This window comes from Paenibacillus sp. J22R56 (assembly GCF_056269375.1).
This window is the reverse complement of the sequence record NZ_JBWDNV010000002.1, coordinates 295335-310552: the sequence shown is the minus strand read 5'-3', so window position 1 is coordinate 310552 and position 15218 is coordinate 295335. Positions and strand designations below refer to the sequence as shown.

General features: G+C 46.3%; 15 protein-coding genes. 3 read left to right on the top strand and 12 right to left on the bottom strand.

Features of this window, described 5'->3' with window-relative positions:
• Positions 1-30 precede the first annotated feature (30 nt).
• Complete coding sequence (locus tag AC0YNT_RS05280; protein ID WP_475803635.1) at positions 31-1170, top strand: S8 family peptidase; 1140 nt, start codon at positions 31-33, stop codon at positions 1168-1170.
• A gap of 49 nt (positions 1171-1219) precedes the next feature.
• Here the strand turns inward: AC0YNT_RS05280 and fur are convergent, their stop codons facing one another.
• From fur to AC0YNT_RS05265, 3 genes are all read right to left on the bottom strand, one after another.
• Positions 1220-1678 carry a ferric iron uptake transcriptional regulator gene (gene fur / locus AC0YNT_RS05275; protein ID WP_167272778.1) on the bottom strand — a complete coding sequence of 153 codons (459 nt, stop codon included), beginning with the start codon at positions 1676-1678 and terminating at the stop codon, positions 1220-1222.
• A gap of 104 nt (positions 1679-1782) precedes the next feature.
• Positions 1783-2415 (bottom strand): stage II sporulation protein M, encoded by a 633-nt coding sequence (spoIIM, locus tag AC0YNT_RS05270; RefSeq protein WP_475803634.1) that lies wholly within the window; start codon positions 2413-2415, stop codon positions 1783-1785.
• An 85-nt stretch (positions 2416-2500) separates the two neighbouring features.
• The gene (locus AC0YNT_RS05265; protein ID WP_167272769.1) at positions 2501-3058 is read right to left on the bottom strand and encodes an NUDIX domain-containing protein; all 558 of its coding nucleotides are present in this window, start codon (positions 3056-3058) and stop codon (positions 2501-2503) included.
• Between the two features lie 114 nt (positions 3059-3172).
• Here AC0YNT_RS05265 and mciZ point away from each other — a divergent pair, with 114 nt between their 5' ends.
• Positions 3173-3304 carry a Z-ring formation inhibitor MciZ gene (mciZ, locus tag AC0YNT_RS05260; protein WP_167272765.1) on the top strand — a complete coding sequence of 44 codons (132 nt, stop codon included), beginning with the start codon at positions 3173-3175 and terminating at the stop codon, positions 3302-3304.
• Positions 3305-3323: 19 nt separating this feature from the next.
• Here the strand turns inward: mciZ and AC0YNT_RS05255 are convergent, their stop codons facing one another.
• The 6 genes from AC0YNT_RS05255 to lpdA form a co-directional block, all read right to left on the bottom strand.
• Positions 3324-4451, bottom strand: a complete 1128-nt coding sequence (locus AC0YNT_RS05255) for a M20/M25/M40 family metallo-hydrolase (protein WP_475803633.1) — start codon at positions 4449-4451, stop codon at positions 3324-3326.
• Positions 4452-4646: 195 nt separating this feature from the next.
• Positions 4647-5366: a lipoyl(octanoyl) transferase LipB gene (gene lipB / locus AC0YNT_RS05250; RefSeq protein ID WP_475803632.1), complete on the bottom strand. Its 720-nt coding sequence runs from the start codon at positions 5364-5366 to the stop codon at positions 4647-4649.
• Between the two features lie 19 nt (positions 5367-5385).
• Positions 5386-6684 carry a dihydrolipoamide acetyltransferase family protein gene (locus AC0YNT_RS05245; RefSeq protein WP_475803631.1) on the bottom strand — a complete coding sequence of 433 codons (1299 nt, stop codon included), beginning with the start codon at positions 6682-6684 and terminating at the stop codon, positions 5386-5388.
• A gap of 37 nt (positions 6685-6721) precedes the next feature.
• Positions 6722-7705, bottom strand: a complete 984-nt coding sequence (locus tag AC0YNT_RS05240; protein WP_475803630.1) for an alpha-ketoacid dehydrogenase subunit beta — start codon at positions 7703-7705, stop codon at positions 6722-6724.
• Between the two features lies 1 nt (position 7706).
• Positions 7707-8726 (bottom strand): thiamine pyrophosphate-dependent dehydrogenase E1 component subunit alpha, encoded by a 1020-nt coding sequence (locus AC0YNT_RS05235; protein ID WP_441890189.1) that lies wholly within the window; start codon positions 8724-8726, stop codon positions 7707-7709.
• Between the two features lie 98 nt (positions 8727-8824).
• Entirely contained in the window at positions 8825-10252 is a 1428-nt protein-coding gene (lpdA, locus tag AC0YNT_RS05230) for a dihydrolipoyl dehydrogenase (protein WP_475803629.1), read from the bottom strand.
• A gap of 259 nt (positions 10253-10511) precedes the next feature.
• Here lpdA and AC0YNT_RS05225 point away from each other — a divergent pair, with 259 nt between their 5' ends.
• The gene (locus tag AC0YNT_RS05225) at positions 10512-10805 is read left to right on the top strand and encodes a DUF2627 domain-containing protein (RefSeq protein ID WP_167272738.1); all 294 of its coding nucleotides are present in this window, start codon (positions 10512-10514) and stop codon (positions 10803-10805) included.
• A gap of 141 nt (positions 10806-10946) precedes the next feature.
• On the opposite strand, the gene spo0A is transcribed toward AC0YNT_RS05225, so the two are convergent.
• From spo0A to recN, 3 genes are all read right to left on the bottom strand, one after another.
• Positions 10947-11762, bottom strand: a complete 816-nt coding sequence (gene spo0A, locus AC0YNT_RS05220) for a sporulation transcription factor Spo0A (protein WP_167272733.1) — start codon at positions 11760-11762, stop codon at positions 10947-10949.
• A gap of 271 nt (positions 11763-12033) precedes the next feature.
• Positions 12034-13371 carry a SpoIVB peptidase gene (spoIVB, locus tag AC0YNT_RS05215; RefSeq protein ID WP_475803628.1) on the bottom strand — a complete coding sequence of 446 codons (1338 nt, stop codon included), beginning with the start codon at positions 13369-13371 and terminating at the stop codon, positions 12034-12036.
• Positions 13372-13494: 123 nt separating this feature from the next.
• The gene (gene recN, locus AC0YNT_RS05210) at positions 13495-15204 is read right to left on the bottom strand and encodes a DNA repair protein RecN (RefSeq protein ID WP_475803627.1); all 1710 of its coding nucleotides are present in this window, start codon (positions 15202-15204) and stop codon (positions 13495-13497) included.
• Positions 15205-15218 lie beyond the last annotated feature (14 nt).

Genomic DNA, 15218 nt, shown 5'->3' with positions numbered 1-15218 from the left:
GCTTTATATAGAACGAATAGGAGAATGTATATGCCTAAGCTGGAAAAGCTGCTGTTCACAAGGTCTGTGCGCGTCCCATCCAAAAATACGGTTCGTAAGCTTATTACCTTTAAAACGGGTCGCTCGTATAAAAGATGCTTGAAGAGGCTTCGTGTAAAAGGAATAAAGCCATATAAGCGGCTTCCCAACCTTCGCACCCTTGGCTGCCATTTCGACAAACGCCGATCATGGAAAGTCATTGCGAGACATCCGGAAGTTAAACGGGTCGAGAGTGATGCTCGTATTCGGGTACATCTTTACCAGAAACATCGCCACACGGCTGGGCAGAAGAAGGTCCAAGCTCTTTCGACCTGTCCTCCAGAACTGACGTGGAATATATGCCGAGTCAAAGCAAATGAGGCGTGGGCTCGTACAACCGGAAGCAGCATTAAAGTAGCTATTATTGATACTGGAATTGCCGAACATCCTAATTTGAAAATAGCTGGCGGCGTCAATACGATTCGAGGCGGAAGTTATGCTGATGATAATGGGCATGGCACACATGTTGCAGGCATAACCGCTGGAAAAGGACTTGATGGAGTTAAAGGGGTTGCTCCCGACGTGGAGTTGTACGCTATTAAGGCATTAGACAGCCAAGGCGGCGGATTCGTATCCAGCATTATTGCCGGTGTCGATTGGTGTATACGAAATAAGATGAACGTCATTAATATGAGCTTTGGCCTTGTTGGCTCATCTGTAAGCAAAGCGCTTCGCGATGTCATTACAAAAGCCTACAATCAAGGAATTGTTATCGTAGCATCAGCGGGAAACTCCGGCACCGAAGATAATGGCATGATAGATGCGCCGGCTTCCTTTCCCGAGACGATGGCGATCGCCGCCACAAATCGGGCAAATGAAGTAACGAACTTCAGCAGCCGAGGCACCGGCATCGATCTAGCAGCTCCCGGCGAGCAAATTAGATCCACATGGCTGAACGGCGGCTATATGACCTTATCCGGCACCAGCATGTCTTCTCCACATGCTGCAGGCGGAGTTGCTCTTCTGCTGTCCAGGCAGCCAAATTTAAGTCCTTCCCAAGTTGCTGAACTGCTTCGGAGCTGGGCATTGCCGCTTCCTTCAGAAATGGAGACTAAGCAAGGAGCTGGACTTCTACAGTTAGATCGTGTATAAAAACGCCAAAACGGCTTTGCCGTCCAGAATCGCTGGGCAGCAAAGCCGTTTATTCATTTGTTTTGTCATTATTTGCGTTGCAGCGATGACAGATGCCTTGGAAGTCGAGACGATGATCGAGTACGGTGAACCCGTATTCCTGCTCCAGTCGTTCTTCCAATGGAAGCAGCCAATCTTCCTTGATCTCGTCCATTGCACCACACTGTACGCAGATTAGATGATGGTGATGATGCTTGCTGCTATCTGTCCGGAGATCATAGCGGGCAACACCGTCGCCAAAGTTAAGTTTTTCAACCACATGCATCTCGCTCAACAATTCGAGCGTCCGATATACAGTAGCGAGGCCGATTTCCGGTGCCTTGTCCTTTACGAGCATGAACACATCTTCCGCGCTTAAATGATCTTCTTCATTCTCAAGTAATACACGGACGGTTGCTTCACGCTGCGGGGTTAATTTGTAGCCCTGCGACTGCAACTGTTGTTTAATCTTTTCAATCCGGGCTTCCATGATTTCCCCCCTACCACATGTCTGCGCCAACATCAGGAAACGTTTGCTTTCATTATAGGGGTTAACCATTCCTAAAGTCAAACATTTTGCCTCTATACGCCTGTTTAAGCTCCCGTCAGATAAGGAGCTGCCCACTGCATAAAATAGGGCGAAAGATACGCTTCCAGCAGTGCTGCACCAGCAAGGAGCAGCAGCATCAGCAGTGCGGTAGACGTAAAGCTGGCTATTTGTGGGGCTAAAGCTCCTTTTTGCTGCAAAAGCCTGTTCTTGATTACAAATGTCGAAAAAGTGAGCGCTGCTACACTCGTAATCATTATCGCCGGAACGACGATCAGATTTGGTGGAGCGATTGAGGCTAGAGAGAATAAGACTCCCTTCCAAGCGTGTTGGGCAATAAGTGACCCGACCGCAAAGCCAACTAGCGCTCCTTTCAAGAAATCGAGTGCAAGAACAAACGGAACTCCTACAACCGATATGCCAAGAAACCATAATAGGAATAGCCATTTACCATGGAAAAAGAGCCGATCCCAAAATGACAACGCCGCATCCGGCGTCACGCCGTCATTAATCAGACGGATATATTGATTGACATCTGTCGCCAAATCCTGCTGCTGCTCCAGTGTCAAAGCGTTAACCATCAGCCCGCCGAATATAGCCCCTACGACAAACAATACCGCTACGAAAACATATAAAGTCAGCTGATTTTTCACCGATTCTTGAAAAGTTGGCGAACGCATGGCACACTCCCCCCTTGTCCCGATGGTAAAGTGTATGATCCCTTACTTCATCGTATGACGTTTGAGAGAGCAACCTGGACAAGATTTAAATGGTTCCAGTCAGTTGATAAAGCTTCCATGCATATACAGCCAGAACCGTCTTCGCGTCGCTGATACGACCTTCTGCGATATAAGCTTCCGCCTGCTCGAGAGTGATGGCTTCTACCTGCAAATACTCATCCTCATCCGTATGCTGTGTACCTAACGTTACCTGATCGGCAAAATACAGATACAATTTCTCATCGGCAAATCCGGGAGAAGTGAAGAATGCGCTGACCAGCTTCAAGCTGTCAGCCCGGTAACCTGTCTCTTCTTCCAGCTCACGTGCGGCCGCTTCAAGCGGATCCTCTCCTGCGTCCAGCTTGCCGGCAGGAATTTCGATCTGGAACTTCTCAAGCGGCTTACGGAACTGTTCTACAACTAGCAGCTTACCATCGAGTAGTGCCATTACTGCTGCAGCTCCAGGATGTTTTACAATCTCCCGGGTAGCCGTACGACCATCAGGCATCGCAACCGTGTCTACCTGAAGCGTAATCATTTTCCCCTCAAAGATCGGTTCTGTGCTGATCGTTTCCTCACGCCACAGCTCGTTATTCTGACTCATCTTTTTCCTCTCCCCAATCCGTTTAATATCTACATCTGTATGCTTTATCGGAATAACTTGTCCCATTCTTACATATCCATTGCTTATAGCTACTAAACAAGGAGAGTGTTAAGGATGAAACAATATTTAACGCATAATGAGCTTCGTCTTGTCGGTAAAGCATGGGAAATTCAAAGCCAGCTTCGTAAGCTTTCCAGATTGGATATTCCACTGAACAAGCTGCTTTCCCCGCAGAAAACAAAATAGTGGATATACTAAGCAGCTCTTATACTTTAGCAGCGTGCTTAATAATTTCAATAACCAGCTCTGTGATCTTAACAAGATCAGCGACCTTGATTTGCTCCTTCGTCGTATGAATATGCTCATAACCAACAGAAAGATTTACCGTAGGAACACCAAGCCCGTTGAAAATATTAGCATCACTGCCGCCACCCGAGTGGAAGGTGCGAGGCGTAAGTCCAATTGCTGTTGCCGCTGCTTTGGCCAACTGAACAACAGGAGCATTATCGTCATGCACATAAGCCGGGTAGATTAAGCTGCTCTCAAACTCAGCACGTGCACCAAATTCCTCTGCTGCGCTCTCCAGTGCTTGACGCATCGCCTCGACCTGCCGATCCAGCTTCTCCTGTGCAATACTGCGCGCTTCCGCTACCAGCTTCACGAAGTCGCATACGACATTTGTCGCACCGCCCCCTTCAAAGCTTCCGATATTCGCAGTTGTCTCTTTATCAATACGGCCAAGAGGCATACGTGAAATGGCCTTTGCCGCCACTTGAATTGCACTGATGCCATCCTCCGGATTCACTCCAGCATGAGCGGATTTGCCATGAAGCTTCATGATCACTTTCGCCTGCGTTGGAGCGGCAACCGCCATATCCCCAATTGAGCCATTGGAATCAATGGCATAGCCAAATGATGCTTTCAGTTTGGAAGCATCCATACTCCGCGCGCCTAGAAGACCCGATTCTTCCCCTACCGTAATAACGAATTGAATAGGACCATGAGGAATATTATTTTCTTTCAATACGCGGACCGCCTCCAGCATAGCTGCAAGCCCTGCTTTATCATCACTGCCAAGAATGGTCGTTCCATCACTGCGTATGTATCCGTCGTTGTCAATTTGCGGCTTAATCCCATTACCTGGCGCCACTGTATCCATATGCGAAGTAAACAGAATGGTTGGTGCATTGTCCGCATCCGAACCTTCCATGTAAACGAACAGATTGTTCGCGCCATGACCTGTCTTCTCTTGAGCATCATCTTCTTCTATCGACAGTCCGAGCTCCGTGAATTTTGCTTTTAGTACTTTGCTGATTTCTTGTTCAAACCTCGTCTCGCTGTCTACCTTCACCAATTCGATAAATTCATTAACAATACGATCCTGATTGACCATAACTATTCCCTCCACTCGATGTTTTCGATTACAATAGACTCATAGCCACACCACTTGCTGCCCCTACTGATGGCGGGACAAGCGTTTACGCTTCAATTAAAAGAGAAAGGAGTTTTTTCTTTGAAGATGCAAAAGCTTATTCGTCTAGTTGCTATTCTAGTTGTAGCTGCCTTGGTGGTTACGACACTGGTTGCCTCACTCAGCTCGCTGCTCTAGCAGCTCGGGAGTATCGAACCCAAATACATGGCAGAAATGCGGCAGTAGCTGCCGCGCTGCCTCTTCAACGGTTACCTTCTGACTTGTGAGGTCATTAAAGGATGTAACCCCATACTCTTCAATCCCGCAAGGGATAATGCCGCTAAAGCCCTGATTGCCAATACCCGCCTCAATATTCAAGGCAAACCCGTGACTGGTAACAAACCCTCCCCGATCTCGGGCTCTGTTGAATTTCACCCCGATAGCGGCAATTTTCTCATTCCCAACCCATACCCCTGTATATTCCGGTTTTCTTCCCGCTTCTATACCATATTCGGCCAGCCAATTGATTATAGCCTGCTCAACCGTACGTAGATAAGCATGCAGATCCAGCCCTTCCATCGGAAGGAACAGCATCGGATAACCAACTAATTGTCCTGGTCCATGATAGGTAATATCCCCGCCCCGATCGATTTCAAAGACCGATATCCCGCGCTCTCTCAGCTCATCTTCGCTTAACAGCAAATGCTCGTGATGACGATCCGTACCTAGTGTATAAGTCGGCGGATGCTGAAGAAGGAGAAGCGTCTCCTGACGCTCCTCCTGGCTGATTTGCCGCACGATCGATTTCTGCAGCTCCCAAGCTTCTGCATAACCGATCATCGGTATATATCGGGCTTCCAATTGCCGCTCCACGTGTTGCTTTACCGTGTTAGTCATGCCTGGATTACCCCGTTTCTTAATACAATTTCGTGTCTAGATTAAAGCTTTCCAAATTGTCCTTCACACGTTGCAGGAAACGGCCGCAAATGACGCCGTCGAGCACACGATGGTCAAGGGACAAGCACATATTCGCCATCGAACGGATCGCAATCATGTCGTTAATCACGACAGGACGTTTCACAATTGATTCGAAGGTCAGGATGGCAGCTTGTGGATAATTAATGATCGGGTTAGTAATGATCGAACCAAATGAACCCGTGTTATTAACAGTGAAAGTACCGCCTTGCATATCGGAAAGCGTCAGTTTACCTTCACGGCCGCGACGAGCTAAATCATCGATTTCACGAGCAAGCCCGGCAATTGTTTTGTGATCGGCATTCTTAATGACAGGAGTTGCGACGGATTCTTCCGTACCTACCGCAAGCGAAATATTGATATCCCGCTTTACGATGATTTTGTCGACCGCCCACATCGAGTTCATAATCGGGAAGTCTTTCAAAGCATTGACGACTGCCTTAAGAACAAAAGCCAAGTACGTCAAGTTAAGGCCTTCACGCTTCATGAATTCATCCTTCACTTTATTGCGAAGCTGAACCAGATTCGTTACATCTACTTCAATCATCATCCAGCCATGCGGAATTTCGTTGACGCTAAGCATCGTATTACGTGCAATCGCACTGCGAATCGGCGATACGTCAATGAAGTCTTCTCCACGGCCCGAATTCGACGTGCTTTGATTATTCACGGTTGGTGTACGAGGGGACTCGCTCAAATGCAGTCCAGATGAACGAACTTCCGATACCGTTGTACTAGCAGGCGCAGCAACTGGTTTGGCCGCTGCTTGTCCTGCTCCTGAAGAAACGTACGCCAATATGTCCTTACGCGTAATTCTTCCGCCAAGTCCTGTTCCCTGCACGTCAGCTAGACGAATGCCATGCTCAGCAGCTAACTGCTGTACAACCGGAGAAAAACGATTGCGCATCGATTTATCGCCATCATCAGCTTGCGAGCTTTCATTCGCCGCTGCACCGTTAGTCCCTGGAGAAGCTGGAACAGCTTCTGAGGATGCCACTTCAGTCTCTACACGACATACAGGAGTACCAACGGGAACTGTCTCGCCATTGCCAACCATAATCTCAACTATTGTACCTGCAAAAGTCGAAGGCAGCTCGGCGCTTACTTTATCTGTAATTAGCTCACAGATCGGCTCATACATCTCAATCCGGTCACCAGGCTGCTTCAGCCATTTATCAATTGTCGCCGAGACCAATGATTCCGCCAACTGAGGAATGACGATCTCCTTCACTGATTTCATTAACTATTCATCTCCCTACCTGACGCGTGCTTGCCGCTTAATATAGCGCCAAATTGCGCATTGCTTCTTTTACTTTATCTTTATTAAGCATGTAGTACTTCTCGCCCGGCGGATTGATCGGCATAGCCGGTACATCCGGACTGCAGAGCCTTTGAATTGGAGCATCCAGCTCAAACAACAGCTCTTCCGCAATAATGGCCGATACTTCTGCACCTACGCCGCCAGTTTTGTTGTCTTCATGAATAATCAGAACTTTACCTGTCTTGCGTACAGCTGCGAGAATGGCTTCTTTATCTAACGGCTGCAAGGTTCTCAAATCAAGAATATGAGTGCTGATGCCTTCCTGTTCAAGATCGGCAGCCGCTTGCTCAACAAACATAAGAGGCATGCTGTACCCGATTACTGTAATATCATCGCCTTCACGAAGCACATTCGCTTTGCCGATTTCTACAATAAAATCATCAGCCGGCACATCGCCATTGATCATTTTATAGCATTTTTTATTTTCGAAATAGATAACAGGATCCGGATCGCGTACCGCAGCCTTGAGCAGCCCTTTTGCATCATAAGCTCTGTATGGCGCCACAATTTTTAAGCCCGGAGTACCAAAAAATACAGATTCCGGACATTGAGAATGGTACAAGCCGCCAAATATACCGCCGCCGATTGGAGCACGGATAACGATCGGACAGGTCCAGTCGTTATTTGAGCGGTAACGAATTTTAGCCGCTTCGCTGATGATCTGGTTCGTTGCCGGGAACATAAAGTCTGAGTACTGCATTTCAGCAATTGGCTTCATGCCATACATGGCTGCACCAATCGCGACACCTGCAATGGCAGACTCCGCAAGCGGCGTATCGAGGACACGGCTTTCGCCAAACTGCTCCTGCAGACCTTTTGTAGTTGTGAATACGCCGCCTTTTACTCCGACGTCTTCCCCAAGCACGAATACATCCTCATCGCGTTCCATTTCTTCCTTCATTGCCAACCGAATAGCATCGATATAATCCATATTCGCCATTTTAGTGTCCCTCCTCTGCATACACATGCAATAGTACGGACTCAGGCGCAGGGAACGGAGCGTTATCGCCATATTCCGTTGCTTCATCGACCACTTTCCGGATACGTGCCAGAAGCTCAGCTTCCAGCTCCTCGTTCCAAAGGCCGCACTCTTCTAAATATTGCTTATATTTAGGAATACCGTCCTTCGCCCGGTTCTCATCTACTTCTTCCTTTGTACGGTATGCAAGATCATTATCGGAAGTAGAATGCGGGGATAAACGGTACATCATTGCTTCAATAAGTGTTGGACCTTCGCCAGCGATTGCGCGTTCACGAGCTTCTTTCACGACGCGGAATACTTCCAGGGCGTCATTACCGTCAACCTGGAAACCTGGGAACCCATAGCCCAATGCACGGTCTGCAACACGTCCGCCAAGCTGCTTGTGCACCGGTACAGAAATCGCGTATTGATTGTTCTCACACATTAAGATAACCGGTAGTTTATGTACTCCGGCAAAATTACAGCCTTCATGGAAGTCCCCTTGGTTGCTCGAGCCTTCTCCGAATGTTACGAAGCTGACGATTGGCTGCTTCTTCATCTTCGCTGCCATTGCAATGCCTACTGCATGCGGCACTTGTGTAGTTACCGGACTAGAGCCAGTTACAATCCGAAGACGCTTGCTGCCGAAATGGCCAGGCATTTGACGACCACCGCTGTTTGGGTCTTCCGCCTTTGCGAATACAGACAGCATCAGTTCTTTTACAGTCATTCCTACCGCAAGTACAAATCCATAATCGCGATAATAAGGCAGGAAATAATCATTCTCCCGGTCTAAAGCGAAAGCAGCAGCAACCTGTGCCACTTCTTGGCCGATGCCGGATACATGGAAGTTGATTTTACCAGCGCGCTGCAATAGCATATTTCTCTCGTCGAATTTGCGCGAAAGCACCATAGTTGCATACATTTCAACGGCTAGCTCATTGCTTAAGCCCAGTTCATTGTGACGAAAGGTTTGTTCAGTTGAACCCTTTTGACTCATGAGGTTTTGCCTCCTTTAACCTGATTTTAAAACCAGGTACTAAGACTTGATATTACTTATTATAACCGCATTTAGACGAAAAAGAAAATGTTTCACTACTACAAAGCCAGTGATTTGCCATCAATAGCAAGCATCGCTTCGCCAAGTGCTTCCGATAAGGTTGGATGTGGATGAATAAGCTGCCCTACTTCCCATGGCGAAGCGTTTAATAAGCCTGCAAGAGAAGCTTCTGAGATTAAATCCGTTGCATGAGGACCTATCATATGGACGCCTAGGATATCATTTGTTTTACGGTCAGCAATAACTTTCACGAAGCCATCTGCTTCTCCAAGAACTAGTGCTTTGCCGATTGCCTGGAATGGAATTTTTCCCGTCTTAATATCATGCCCTTTAGACCGCGCGCTATCTTCGGTTAAGCCATAAGAGGCCACTTCAGGACGAGAATAGATACAACGTGGGATTAGGTTTGGATCAATAGCATCTTTCTTATGACCAGCAATATGCTCAGCCGCTGTTACACCTTCATGTGCTGCTGCATGCGCAAGCTGTACCCCACCAATGACATCGCCAATCGCGTAAATATGAGGCTCAGTTGTTTGGCCATGTTCGTTGGCATAAATAAAGCCGTTTTTCGTCTGAATGTCCGTATTTTCAAGGCCAATTCCTTCGATGTTTGCTTGACGGCCAACAGACAGAAGTATCTTATTCGCTGTAATCAGAATATTACCTTCCGATGTCTCAGCATGAATGGATACTTCATCTGCATTTATAGATAACTCTTCCGTCTTTAATTGGACATTAGTTAACACTCTTACGCCGCGGCGGCGAAGCAGACGGGTGAGCTCTGCCGATACTTCAACATCTTCACCTGGCAGTAATCTGCCACCTACTTCTACAAGTGTTACTTGTACACCAAAGTCCTGCAGCATGGAAGCCCATTCCACACCAATCACGCCGCCTCCAACAATGAGAATCGAGGCTGGAAGGTTATCAAGCTGAAGAGCATCGTCGCTGGACAAAATATGCACGCCATCCGGTTTTAGACCCGGCAGATGACGAGGCCTTGAGCCCGTTGCGATAATAAGGTTCGTAGATACAACCGACTCCATCTCACCATCGGCAAGTTCTACTGCCAGCGAACCGCTGCGCGGAGAAAAGATGGAAGGACCAATAACCCGGCCTTTACCATTTATTATTTGAATATCGTATTTCTTCATAAGGCCTTTCAAGCCACGATGCAGCTGCTCAACCGTCTTTTCCTTACGTTCCTGTACTTTATTGAAATTTAGCGACAACGCCCCGTCTGCCACCGAAATTCCGTATTTATCAGCTTCCAGCAAAGTCGCATATACTTCCGCGCTCCGAAGAAGCGATTTACTTGGTATACAACCTCTATGTAAGCAAGTGCCGCCTAGCTTATCAAGCTCGACGATTGCTACGCTTTTGCCAAGCTGAGCGGCTCTAATTGCCGCCGTATATCCGCCTGGGCCACCACCAAGCACAGCTACATCCACTTGGATTGTCATTATGTATTCCCTCCTAAAAAGAATTGCGAAGCAATTCTTGCTTCGTAAACATCAGCTTAAAGTATTGTTACCTAGTAAGACCATTATGGGTGAATTTGTGACAATTCTTACTTAGTAAGCATCCACATCATTAATACCACTCGTCCTATTGTACCTTTTTTCAACCCTATTTACATCGTTAAATTTCCGAAATAGACACTACCAGCAGAAAAAGGTATCATAGAAAAGTACATCAGATCATAAGGAGAACAACAAACGCATGAGATTAGTTACTGCTCGTTTAATTGCCGTTTTGCTGCTTGTCATTCCTGGCATTCTGGCTTGTATTGGTTTTCTGAAAATGAAAAATGCTATATTTAATTACTTCTCTGCTTTCGGTAATGATGCGATTACTCCAGATTTTCAATGGCTCAGTTTCCTGTTTGGTCTTGTATTGTTTGCTATTGGAGTAGGTTTTATCGGCGGCTGGATCTTCTTCCGTGACCGCAAACGTAATTATGTTGCCCCTAGATTCCGTCCGAAGCGGCCTAGACCACCAAAGCCACAAGCTTAAGTTACATAGAACACCCCGCAACAACTCTTAGAGTGCAGCGGGGTGTTTTTTTATTCTTGAGCTCAAGATTTTTTTAGGGAGAAAAAAAACCGCCTTCATATTGGTGAAATCAGACCCAATAATAAATAGCGGTTTTTTGGTTTAGCTAACTTTATGCTCGATCCGCAGCTTGTCCGCTACCATAGCGATGAATTCGCTATTGGTTGGCTTCGACTTGCTGATGTTAATCGTATACCCGAACAGGTGGCTGATGCTGTCGATATTGCCTCGCGTCCATGCGACTTCAATTGCGTGGCGAATCGCACGTTCGACGCGGGAAGGCGTCGTCTTGAACTTTTCAGCAATCGCAGGATAAAGCGTTTTAGTAATTGCTCCAAGAATTTCGATGTTGTTATACACCATGGTAATAGCTTCACGCAGATACTGATAACCTTTAATGTGAGCAGGTACACCAATTTCATGGATAATACTTGTAATATTCGCATCCAGGTTTTTTCCTTTTGCAAGTGGGACGACGTTTGATTTGATCGTCGTTGTTGTGGCAGAACTAAATGATGCCGAGGATGAAAACGTTGTATTGCTCACCAATTGGCGGATCCGGTTCGCTAAAATCTCCATATCGAATGGTTTCAAAATATAATATGACGCGCCAAGCTGAACGGCTTTTTGAGTGATGTTTTCTTGACCAAATGCGGTTAGCATGATGATTTTTGGCATTGGAGAAATATTCATTTCTTTGATACGTTCCAGTACGCCTAAACCATCTAAATGCGGCATTATAATATCAAGAATTAGAACATCAGGTATTTTTCTGCCTTCTTCGAAATAAGACAATACCTCTTCACCGTTATAAGCAACTCCGCTTACGTTCATATCATTTTGATCCGATATGTATTCGGATAATAAATTGGTGAATTCACGATTGTCATCTGCCAGCAATACTTCGATCTTGTGCAAGGTCTGGTCCTCCCTTAATTGGTATTCACTCGCGATTACCTTCCCTAGTTGTCTTGAATAAAGTTTTCGACATGTGAGTTTAAATTCCTCCTGTCGAAAAATTTTTTCCTTTGATTTTTTAATCTTTTTCGTTATAATAAATAATTTATTACAATTTATGATGTGCTTCGGAAATATTCGACAAATCTAACCATTTATTGACGTTCAAAAAGTAAGAAACCGCTGATGGCTTAATATGGCCAAACAGCGGTTTTATTCATCTAAAGCTTCATTACGCAGCTGTACCTTGAGTGGATTGTTGCTGTTGCTGCTCCCTCATCAAGATTCCAGCATCCTGAAGCATCCATTCAATAAAACAGCCATAACCAGAAGCAGGATCATTAACAAATACATGTGTTACTGCCCCAACTAGCTTCCCGTTCTGAATGATTGGTGATCCAGACATCCCTTGAACGATTCCTCCTGTTTTATCAAGAAGACGTTTATCGGTAATCTTGATAACCATACCTTTCGTTGCCGGTGCTGGCTGTCTGGTTACATGAGCGATTTCAATATCAAATCGCTCGACCTTCTGACCATTAACAACAGTCAAAATTTGAGCCGGTCCTTCCTTCACTTCTTCAGCAAATGTCACCGGAACTGATTTTTCGCTATAGCTATGATTCGGATTTTCACTCATCTTGCCAAAAATACCGAATGGTGTATTACGTTCTATATTCCCTAAAACTTTGCTTTCCTTCACAAAATGCGCCCGTTTCTCTCCCGGTTCGCCAGTTTGACTTTTGTTAATGGACGTCACACTGGATTGCAAAATTTGACCCTCGCCAACTTCGATTGGCGTTTGTGTATCCATATCCGTTATCACATGGCCAAGAGCACCGTAGACACCTTGATCAGGGGCATAGAACGTTAACGTACCCACACCTGCTGCGGAGTCTCGAATATAGAGACCAAGCCTCCAATTACGTTCCTCAGCATCTCTGATCGGATAAAGCTTCGTTTCCCCAATTGTACCGCCGCGTTTGTAAGTGATCGAAAGTGGACGCTGCTGTTTGCCTGCTTGTTCCACTAGATCAGCGACCTTGCGTACTTCATTGATATTCTGCCCATCGATCTTAATAATGAGATCACCCAAACGGAGACCAGCCTTTTCACCTGGAGACTCCTTCGCACCGTTACTTGCTCGTACCTGATGATGACCAACAACAAGAATGCCTGCGGATTTCACTTTCACGCCTATTGTCTGGCCTCCGGGAATTACCCGCAAATCCGGTACGACATTTACTTTGACGGTCTTAAACGGGATTTTACCAAATAATTTCACTTTCATGCTCGTTTGCCCGCTTTGATGCGGCTCTAACGAGATTGGGTCATTCAAATTGACTGATAATGACTGACGGGTTGAGCCATTAATTTGAAGCATTCGTGGATCCACGGTAACTTCTGCATGTACGGGAACTCCATATTGTAATCGTTTCAGTTGGCCGGAGAATAAACGAAGTTCATTCGGGAATGCGGCAAAATGTTGAAACGGCGCGGAGAGTCCGATCATGCAGACGCAGATAACGAGAACTAGGCCAAACCATTTCTTCCTTGGGCTGGAGTTCAATGATTTCACGCTCCCTGTTATTCCATCGCATGACGAGGTAGGTCGTTTCGCCATTGGCGTACCTTTAAGTTACCCTCAGCCGTATGTTTTATGACCGCAAAAACATTCCCTGAATGCCTACCATTAGGCTCCTTTCTGGCGATCCGCCAAAACAAGCATTTCTTGAGCATGATGACGAGTTTTTTCCGTTACTTCTACACCGCCCAACATACGGGCAAGTTCCTCAATTCGTGTATGCTCCGCAAGCTTCGTCACGTTCGTCGAAGTACGCTGTTCAATAATATGCTTGCGAATTTCGTAATGGTGATCGGCCATACATGCAACTTGAGGCAAATGCGTAATCGAGAAGATCTGACATTTCACGGAGAGCTGTGACATCTTCTCTGCAATAGCTTGTGCTGCTCTGCCGCTGACGCCAGTATCAACCTCGTCGAATATAAGCACCGGTACCTGATCAATTTCAGCAAATATTGCTTTCAGGGCGAGCATAATACGCGACATTTCACCGCCGGAGGCAATTTTATTTAATGGCTTAAGCGGCTCACCTGGGTTAGTCGATAACATAAAGATGGCTTCATCAATGCCATTTGCATTTAAAGCAGCCATTTCCGCAGTATCCGAGGTTGCCGGATGATCCAATTTCACACGGAATACGGTATTGCCCATTTGTAGCTGCTTCAGCTCAAGCTCAATGGCTGCCGATAATTGATCCGACGCATGAGCACGAAGTTCTGACAGCTCCTGCGCTAATTCATGTGCCTGAAGATAAAGACGAAGCTCATCCTTACGCAGCTTATCCAAATATTCATCGCGGTTCTCGATTTTGTCTCGTTCAGTTGCAATTCGGTCAAGATAATCAAGAATTTCCGGAATGGACTCCCCATATTTACGTTTCAGACCGTTAATTAGATCAAGCCTGTCTTCAATAATAGAGAGCTGCTCAGGATCAGAATCAATACTGTCCCGATAATCACGCAGCTGGAACACAGCATCTTCCGCTTGATAAAAGGCAGATTGCAGCTGCTCAAGCATAGGTGTCAGCACTGCAGGGTCATATCCTTGGATATCCGTAAGCTTAGTTATCGCTTTGCTGATTGCATCCAAGCCCTTGCCATTGTACAGAAGAGTGTAAGCTTCAGCTACGCTGTCCATGCGCTTGCCTGCATATTGCAGCTTGCGCTTCTCCTCCACAAGCTGCTCATCTTCACCTGCTTTTAGATTAGCATTCGTAATTTCTTCAATCTGATACCGATATAAGTCGAGCATTTGTACATTATGACGAGTTGTCTCCTCTAATTCACGTACAGATGCACGTGACTGCTGTAGCTGCTGATATACAGCGCGGTAAGCAGTCTTTCGTTCGATAAGCAAATCACCAGCGAACAAATCCAGCCATTCCAAGTGCTGTTCTGTACGCAACAACGATTGATGCTCGTGCTGACCATGAATGTTCACCAGGCATTCGCCGATCTCTCGCAGCATGGTCATCGTTACAAGTTGACCATTAACGCGGCTGCTGCTCTTACCATGCGAGGTCAGCTCACGTCTAATGACCAGCATCTCTTCTCTGGACGCTTGGACACCAAGCCGTTCTAATACATTCCACACCGGATGAATAGCCGGCAAATCAAACATAGCCTCCATCTCAGCTTTATCACAACCGTACCTGACCATATCTGCGGAGCCTCGTCCACCAACAATTAAGCTAAGTGCATCGATAATAATCGATTTCCCCGCACCTGTCTCTCCTGTTAATACATGAAATCCACGATGAAACGAAACGTTTACTTCCTCAATAACCGCTAAATTCCGAATGGATAACTCGCGCAGCATGGCCAATAACCCCC

Coding starts and splice junctions, on each gene's coding strand:
- AC0YNT_RS05225 (WP_167272738.1), top strand. CDS start 10,512: ATGAGATTAGTTACTGCTCGTTTAATTGCCGTTTTGCTGCTTGTCATT.
- AC0YNT_RS05255 (WP_475803633.1), bottom strand. CDS start 4,451: ATGGTCAATCAGGATCGTATTGTTAATGAATTTATCGAATTGGTGAAG.
- AC0YNT_RS05265 (WP_167272769.1), bottom strand. CDS start 3,058: ATGAGTCAGAATAACGAGCTGTGGCGTGAGGAAACGATCAGCACAGAA.
- recN (WP_475803627.1), bottom strand. CDS start 15,204: ATGCTGCGCGAGTTATCCATTCGGAATTTAGCGGTTATTGAGGAAGTA.
- lpdA (WP_475803629.1), bottom strand. CDS start 10,252: ATGACAATCCAAGTGGATGTAGCTGTGCTTGGTGGTGGCCCAGGCGGA.
- AC0YNT_RS05280 (WP_475803635.1), top strand. CDS start 31: ATGCCTAAGCTGGAAAAGCTGCTGTTCACAAGGTCTGTGCGCGTCCCA.
- AC0YNT_RS05235 (WP_441890189.1), bottom strand. CDS start 8,726: ATGAGTCAAAAGGGTTCAACTGAACAAACCTTTCGTCACAATGAACTG.
- AC0YNT_RS05245 (WP_475803631.1), bottom strand. CDS start 6,684: ATGAAATCAGTGAAGGAGATCGTCATTCCTCAGTTGGCGGAATCATTG.
- fur (WP_167272778.1), bottom strand. CDS start 1,678: ATGGAAGCCCGGATTGAAAAGATTAAACAACAGTTGCAGTCGCAGGGC.
- mciZ (WP_167272765.1), top strand. CDS start 3,173: ATGAAACAATATTTAACGCATAATGAGCTTCGTCTTGTCGGTAAAGCA.
- lipB (WP_475803632.1), bottom strand. CDS start 5,366: ATGACTAACACGGTAAAGCAACACGTGGAGCGGCAATTGGAAGCCCGA.
- AC0YNT_RS05240 (WP_475803630.1), bottom strand. CDS start 7,705: ATGGCGAATATGGATTATATCGATGCTATTCGGTTGGCAATGAAGGAA.
- spoIIM (WP_475803634.1), bottom strand. CDS start 2,415: ATGCGTTCGCCAACTTTTCAAGAATCGGTGAAAAATCAGCTGACTTTA.